Source organism: bacterium (genome assembly GCA_040756715.1).
Lineage (GTDB): Bacteria > UBA9089 > UBA9088 > UBA9088 > UBA9088 > JBFLYE01.
Genome location: JBFLYE010000010.1, coordinates 1 through 6,857, shown reverse-complemented (window position 1 = coordinate 6,857; position 6,857 = coordinate 1). Strand labels below are relative to the sequence as shown.

6 protein-coding genes are annotated in these 6,857 nt (G+C 36.2%); all 6 read left to right on the top strand.

The genetic code is table 11. The features are described from left to right. Window positions 1-196, top strand: a 196-nt coding sequence (locus AB1397_00250) for a DUF5618 family protein (GenBank protein ID MEW6481436.1), incomplete at its 5' end; no start/stop codon positions are given. A 169-nt stretch (window positions 197-365) separates the two neighbouring features. Beyond that, the gene (locus AB1397_00245) at window positions 366-4,664 is read left to right on the top strand and encodes a PKD domain-containing protein (GenBank protein ID MEW6481435.1); all 4,299 of its coding nucleotides are present in this window, start codon (window positions 366-368) and stop codon (window positions 4,662-4,664) included. Window position 4,665: 1 nt separating this feature from the next. Further along, entirely contained in the window at window positions 4,666-5,040 is a 375-nt protein-coding gene (locus tag AB1397_00240) for a DUF5618 family protein (GenBank protein MEW6481434.1), read from the top strand. 1 nt (window position 5,041) lies between these two features. Further along, the gene (locus tag AB1397_00235; protein ID MEW6481433.1) at window positions 5,042-5,416 is read left to right on the top strand and encodes a DUF5618 family protein; all 375 of its coding nucleotides are present in this window, start codon (window positions 5,042-5,044) and stop codon (window positions 5,414-5,416) included. Window position 5,417: 1 nt separating this feature from the next. After that, window positions 5,418-6,302 carry a PorV/PorQ family protein gene (locus AB1397_00230; protein MEW6481432.1) on the top strand — a complete coding sequence of 295 codons (885 nt, stop codon included), beginning with the start codon at window positions 5,418-5,420 and terminating at the stop codon, window positions 6,300-6,302. Continuing rightward, the coding region (gene panC, locus AB1397_00225) for a pantoate--beta-alanine ligase (GenBank protein ID MEW6481431.1) at window positions 6,303-6,857 on the top strand (555 nt) is incomplete at its 3' end.

The window sequence follows — 6,857 nt, the reverse complement described above, 5'->3', positions numbered from 1 at the left end:
GAAATCTGTAAATAGCTATAGGGAAATGTTGCGAAAGCATCTTACAATTCATAATGGGAAGATATTAAAAAGTTTTGAATTTTTATATAAAGAGTTACACATAGCAGGTTATTATAGAGGACTTCTTTATAATGCAAATAGTCTTAAAGAAATATTAAAGTCAGCAAAGGAATTTATAGAGAAGATTGAATCTTAAAAAAATTTTTCTTGCAAATTTTTATAATGTATAATGAAATTAAAATGGAAGATTTAAAGGAAAATTATAAAAATATAAGGGGGGGCAGAACCTAGCTACCCTAAAAGGTTTTTATATAAAATTTACAGAAGCAACGGTAAATCAGGCCATTGTTTTTTAAGGAGGTAATGTGAAACGAAAAAAGGTGTTTTTGGTGGTAAGTGGGATTTTGATAGGGGTGACGAGCTTAGGGAGCGAAAGTTTAGCTCAAAACAAAGAGTGTCCTAATTGTCCCAAGCATCAGATAGCTCAAAGGAGCTTGCCTCCTGATGAACCAGGGAGGTCAATCCTTGCCTCTTCTGCTCCTGGGTATTGCCCATCTATTGGTGGAAGCCATAAATATGAGTATATCCAGAGTGTTTCTTATTCTCAACAAGGAAAAACCTTAGCAATTAAAGCGAATATCTATATTGCCAATCCCACTGGATGTGTATATGGTAAGCCCTGCCCCGAATATGATAATAGCCCTGAATATGTTAATGCCTGGATAGATTGGGATAAAGATATGGTCTTTGAGAGCAATGAGAGGGTTTTGGATGCTGCTTTAACCGGGTATAAGAATATAAACTACAAAGGTATTATGAGCACAAGCAACATTGTAACCATACCTAAAGATGCTAAAACCCCTACCTGGATGAGGATAAACCTTGGTTGGGGCTATGATCCAAATGACCCTTGTAAATATTCTTGGACTTGGGGGGATGTTAAGGATAAAGAGGTAAAGCTAGTAGACCTAAATGTTACAAAGCTTGAAGCATTAGAGGATTTTGATATAAAAAATATTAAAGACCCGATCTGGACAAATAAAACCCCTTCAGAATACAAGCCCATAGCTGATGGGATAAAATCAGGTTCATTTAAAATCAAAGCAATCATTGATGCCTCTCCAGAAAAGCCATCCTGGAAGCCAAAATGCAAATATAAATGGTCACTTGCCGGAATAAGTGGCAAGGGAGAATTTAGCGGATGGAAAGGAGAGTTTGAGGTTAATTTGCCCAAAACAATAGGAAAATATACCCTAAAGCTATCCTTTGAACTTTATGATCAAGGAGGATATAAGGTAAAGAGCCAATCAATGAGCCATATCTTATATGCTACCTTAGAAGACTCAATATTATTAAATCCAAAAGAGGCTTGGTTGGAAAAGGCTACGGAGTGGGCAAAGGATACCGTAGAATCATTGGAAATATCTTATAAATTGCTTAATAGTATATATTTAACTGGATGGGAATATGCTCCATGGGGCCATTGGGGATGGGAGTATACCTTGAACAATCACAGAGGCGATTGTAGAGATTATGCCTGGCTTTGGAAGAACATGAACAAAATAATTGGAATTTCTAAAAATTCTATTACAATAGATGGTGTTTATACAATAAAAGATCCAACAGGAACAGTACTTAGTTCAGGACCTGAAAAATTTATTACTGAAAACTTAAAATCTTTAGATGCTCAACAAAAAGAATGGGATTTCAATTTTCATCAAATAGGCACCAACAAAGGAGTCTATGATCCTGTGTTTAATATTTATAAGTTAAGCAAAGAAGACTATGAGAAAGAATTAATTAAGGCATTTAGTTCAACGGTTAATGTAAAAGGCAAATGGGTGAATATTAAAACAGAAGGTAGCCCTCTGGAAACTTTGATTAATAAAAAACAAATCAGTTCTACTTTTTCTATAGGCACAGAGACATTTACATATATACTAACCCTTAATGATAAAACAACTGAGTTTTTTGATCCAATGGTTAACCTCAACATTTCTCCAGCAGACGATGTTATTGTCCTTACCACTGATAAATTTTTATATTCTCTCGATGAACCAATTCATATAACCGCCACATATATTCGCAATGGAGATGCTATTCGAAATATATCCTTTTCAGGTGAGGTTCGACGTCCTGATGCAGCTTTTGATATCCAATTATATGACGACGGCACTCACGGTGATACTCAAGCAAATGACGGGATTTATTCCAATATATTTACAACCACTTCTGTAGAAGGAGGTTATGGAATTAGTGTTTATGCATCTGGAACCATAAATGGTGTGCCTTTCAAGAAAGAAACACAACTGCCAAATAGCATATTAGTGAAAAAAATAATGGCAATTTTTACTGAAGAATATTCAGATATGGGAAAAGATATAAATGGCAATGGATTATATGATTTGTTGCAAACTACATTTGGAATAAATGTATATAGTGAAGGATATTATACTATTATAGGCATTTTAAAAAATAAGAGTGATTTTGGGATAAGGGTAATCAATACTACTTATTTACATCCTGGACAGCAAACGATAACCCTCACTTTTAATGGATCAAAGATTTATAAAACTGGAGGAGATGGACCGTATACCCTAACTCTTGATTTATATGACGAAAATCTTAAAGTGATTGATACAACGGAGTTTAATACCTCCCCCTACAAATACACTGACTTTGAGCCCTCTAAAAAAAAATTTACCGCTAGCTATTCTGATTATGGCGTTGATACTGATAGTAATGGCTTGTTTAATTATCTTACCATTGAGGTAGGACTTGAGGTTGATCAGGAGGGAACATACTCTATTGAAGGGCTACTTTGTGATAAACAAGGAGAGGATATAGAGATTGTAGATAATACCCTCTATTTAGATAAAGGAAGTCATATCGTGCCTTTAAGCTTCTATGGATTGAATATTTATGAAAGAGGAATAGATGGTCCTTATTATTTAAAAAACCTTAAGCTCTTTGAGGTGGATGAAAATGGAAGCAATCTTGGTTATCCCTTTGATTTTATAGAAAATGCCTATGAAACAAAGCCGTATAAATTCACCGACTTTGAAAAGCCCATTATCCCTCTAGTCGCATTAACTGGTGAATATTCAGATTACAAAACATATGAAAATGGGTATAATCTGACAATTGAGGTAGGGGTAAAATTAAAGGATGAAGGTCATTGTTTTCTTAAGGCAAGATTGCTTGATAAAGATGAGGAAGAAATCCTTTGGGCAGAGAATATGGTTTGGAAAGAAGCAGGTGTTCAAACAATTACCCTTTGCTTTGACGGAGAGGCCATTTATAACCATAAAGTAGATGGGCCATATCTCTTAAGTGATGTTTATCTCTATCATACCGGTGATGTAGAGCAGGCAGATTATGTTACTTATGCTTACACCACAAAGCCATACAAATATGTTGAATTTGGAAAGAACCAACCTCCGATTGTAGAGGCAGGGGCTTCTCAGAAGGTTGAGGTATTTGATGTGGTATCATTCAAGGGTAGCTTTACCGACCCTGACTCTTTTCTCCATACCATTGAATGGGATTTTGGAGATGGAACAACCATAACCGGAACCCTTGTCCCTACCCATATTTACTCTCTGGTAGGCAGTTATACGGTTATCCTTAAAGTTACCGATGAGGGGGAAAAGATAGGGACAGACAGCTTAAATGTAGATGTAACTCAAAGATATGGACTCTTTTCTTCTAAAGGAGGAATCAAGTGGTCGGGAAGCAAAACAAACATAAATGGCAAGGTTCATTCAAATGATGAGATTAAAATTAGTGGTTCGGATAATGTAGTAAGTGGAACAATTTATTATGTAACTGATTTTAGGGTTGATGGTAGCAAGAATTCTTATCAGTCTCTTGAGAAAGTCTTGCCAAGGCCTATGCCAGTTTATTATAATATTGAAGATTATAAACCAGGGGGAGTTAAGGCAATATCGGCGGGAGATAAATATCATTTCATTGAGGGCGATTTCCATTTTTCTTCTTCAAATAGAACATTAGAGGGGCTTTATTATGTTACGGGCAGGGTTAAGATAAGTGGAAGCAATATCCTTGGAACATTTACTATTGTTTGTGAAAAAGAGATAGATATTAATGGTTCAAGCCTTGATTTCAGAAGTTATTCTGATGATTTGCTATTCTTTTCTCAAGGAGAATTTAAGCTTTCGGGAAGCAAGAATCTCTTTTATGGCATTATCTATATTCCAAAAGGAGAAATTGACCTAGCAGGTTCTTTTAATACCATCCAAGGAAGCCTCTTTGGAAGTGGAATAAAGCTTTCTGGTTCAAAGATGGATATATTAGCAGAAACAAAAGATTTTGGTATAAAAGAAGATACAAAGCCAATAATCCCAGAAAAGACCGAGCTTTTGTCATCCTTCCCAAATCCAGCCAAGGATGGCGTTTGGATTCCCTTCAATCTAGCAAAGGATGCCAATGTAGAAGTCAATATCTTTAATATCCTAGGACAAAAAATAAGGACAATAAAGGTAGGCCAAAGAAAGGGAGGACAATATACCCAGGCAAAGGAAGGTAGTGCGATATTCTGGGACCTAAAAAATAATGCTTCCCAAAAGGTCTCAAAAGGATTATACTTTTATAAAATGAAGGCAGATGATTTCTCTGCTATAAAATCAATGGTGGTAAAATGAGATGAACGAAGTATTAAGGTATTTAAGCAACGCAAAAGGGATATTAAGAAAAGCTCCCATTGAGGACAATGATTATAGTGATGTTAAGTATGTCCAGGAGGCTTGTGGTACAGCATATCTTGCCGTTCTAAAGGCAATAGATGGCTATTTGCTAAACAAAGGGCTTTTAAAAAAGGAGCTTCCCAAGTCATATGAGGCTTATTCAAGTGCATTGAGAAAACATTTAGACATCCACAATGGAAAGCTCTTTAGGCAATTTGACCATCTCTACCATGAACTCCATATTGCTGGCTATTACAGAGGAGACCTTTATAATGTAAATATGGTTAAAGAAGCCTTAAAATCCGCAAAGGCTTTTATTGAAAAGATTGGATAAAATGAACGAGGCATTAAGGTATTTAAATAATGCAAAGGAAATCTTAAAAAATGCTCCTGTTGAGGACAATTACTATACCGATGTCAAATATGTCCAGGAGGCTTGTGGTACAGCATATCTTGCTATTTTAAAGGCAATAAATGAATATTTACTAAATAAAGGCTTAAGCAAGAAAGAGCTTCCCAAGTCATATGAGTCTTACACAAAGGCATTGAGAAAACATCTATCCATGCATAATGGAAAGCTCTTTAAACAGTTTGATTATTTGTATGATGAACTCCATCTAGCAGGCTATTATAGAGGAGACCTTCATAATGTAAATATGGTTAAAGAAGCCTTAAAATCCGCAAAGGCTTTTATTGAAAAGATTGGATGAAATGAAGAAAATTCTATTATTTTTGGTAATGTTTCTCCCTTGTGTTATCTTGGCATCTGGAGAGAATACAGGGGAGTTTATGAATATTCCCCAAGGGGCAAGGCAAGTTGGGATGGGTTCTGCATTTGTTGGGATAGCAGACGATGTCTCTTGTCTTTATTGGAATCCAGCGGGCATTTCTTCCCTTGAAAAAAAGGAAATATTGGGTGCTTACACAGAGTGGTTTGCCGATATTGGTATGGGCTTTTTTGGTTATGCTCAACCCCTTTCAAAAAATAATGGCTTTGGTATTTCTCTTATTGCTATGAACACAAAGGGTGGAGAGGAGGCAAATGATTCCACAAAGACAGGAGGGGAGCTTTCTGTTGAATGCAGGTCTCTATCCTTTTCCTATGCTCAAAGGCTTTCTCAAATAGCTTTTGGAGGAAGCATAAAATCGGTTCATCAGGATTATGCAGGTTATCGGGGAAGCAAGCTTTGTTTAGACATTGGCTCTTTGGTATTTCTAAATCCAACAATATCTTTAGGATTTTCTCTGAATAACCTTGGGAGTGCTCTGGAAATAGACAATGTCAAAAATAGCCTTCCGTTTAATATCAAGACAGGCTTGGGATACAAAATGGCAGAGAATGTCCTTTTTGGCTTTGATTTTGAAAAACCAAATGATTCTTCTTTAATATTTAAGCTTGGCACAGAATATAAGCTCCTTCCAAACATTGATGTAAGGGGAGGCTATAATTCCCTTTCTGGCTATTCTATTGGATTTGGGATAAGGTCAAGGGGAAGAGGGGTAATGAAAAATGTGCTTGCCCAGATTGACTATGCCTACCTTTATAACCCCGATTTAAACCACTCCCACCGGGTCTCCCTTCTTATAAGGTTTTAGTTGAAAGAGATAAAAATCCCAAAAGAAATGCAGGAGGTCTGTGATGACCTGCGACAAAAAGGAAAAATTGGCTTTGTTCCAACAATGGGTGCTTTGCATAAGGGACACCTCTCCTTAATAGAAAAAGCAAAAAAAGAGAATGATTTTTTGGTTTTGTCCATATTTGTCAATCCCTTGCAATTTGGACCGCAGGAAGACTACAAAAGATACCCAAGGCCATATCAAAAAGATTTTAAATTAGCAGGAGATTTGGGTGTTGATTATCTCTTTCATCCTAGGTTAAAAGACCTATATCCAAAAAAGCAGGAGACATTTGTAAGGATGCCAAATTTTGAAGGTTTGCTATGCGGAAGAAATAGACCAACACACTTTCAAGGTGTCCTCACGGTTGTAGCAAAGCTTTTTAATATTGTAAAGCCCCATAGGGCATATTTTGGAGAAAAGGATTTTCAGCAGGCAATAATTATCAAAAAGATGGTAGCCGAACTTAATTTTGATATAGAAATAAAAACCCTTCCCATAATAAGGGAAAAGGATGGGCTTGCCTTGAGCTCA

Excerpts from the sequence above, each read along its gene's own strand:
- AB1397_00230 (MEW6481432.1), top strand. The coding sequence starts at position 5,418 with ATGAAGAAAATTCTATTATTTTTGGTAATGTTTCTCCCTTGTGTTATC.
- AB1397_00240 (MEW6481434.1), top strand. The coding sequence starts at position 4,666 with ATGAACGAAGTATTAAGGTATTTAAGCAACGCAAAAGGGATATTAAGA.
- AB1397_00235 (MEW6481433.1), top strand. The coding sequence starts at position 5,042 with ATGAACGAGGCATTAAGGTATTTAAATAATGCAAAGGAAATCTTAAAA.